The organism is Arthrobacter sp. ZGTC412, from assembly GCF_002929215.1.
Taxonomy (GTDB): Bacteria; Actinomycetota; Actinomycetes; order Actinomycetales; family Micrococcaceae; genus Arthrobacter.
In genome coordinates, this window is sequence record NZ_PJII01000090.1 from 1 (window position 1) to 515 (window position 515).

The window sequence follows — 515 nt, forward strand, 5'->3', positions numbered from 1 at the left end:
AGCGCTGCAGGTGCGTGCCTTGCTCAGCGAATGCCGGCCACGCCTCGCGCGGCAGGCTACAGCCGGCACAGCCGATACCAATCATCTTGCGCACTTCCATCCCTAACACTCCTGCCCATCGTTCCGGCCCGATTACCGCGGTGTGCTTTAAACTTGCGCCCACCTGCCCCACGAAACCCGGTTGACTCATGAAGCAGCGCGCCGTCACACCTTTTCAGATATTCATCCTGTTGCTATCGGTCTACGTGATCGGTGCGCTGGTGGCCGATCTGGTGTTCGACCTACCCGACGACGTATCGACTCTGCTCGGGTATCTGGACAACATCGTGTGCTTCTTTTTCTTCATCGATTTCTGGATGCGCCTGCAGGAAGCCGACGACAAGCTGCGCTTCATGCGCTGGGGCTGGATCGACCTGCTGGCCAGCGTGCCTGCCGGCGGGTTGCAGGCGGCCAAGCTGTTTCGGGCCTTCCAGATTCTGCGGGTGCTGCGGGCGATCAAGTCGTTGCGGCTGATC

General features: G+C 60.8%; 1 protein-coding gene. It reads left to right on the plus strand.

Annotated features, from left to right (window positions below):
- Positions 1 to 188: 188 nt before the first annotated feature.
- On the plus strand, positions 189 to 515 hold a 327-nt coding region (locus tag CXQ88_RS21500), incomplete at its 3' end, for an ion transporter (RefSeq protein WP_146069280.1).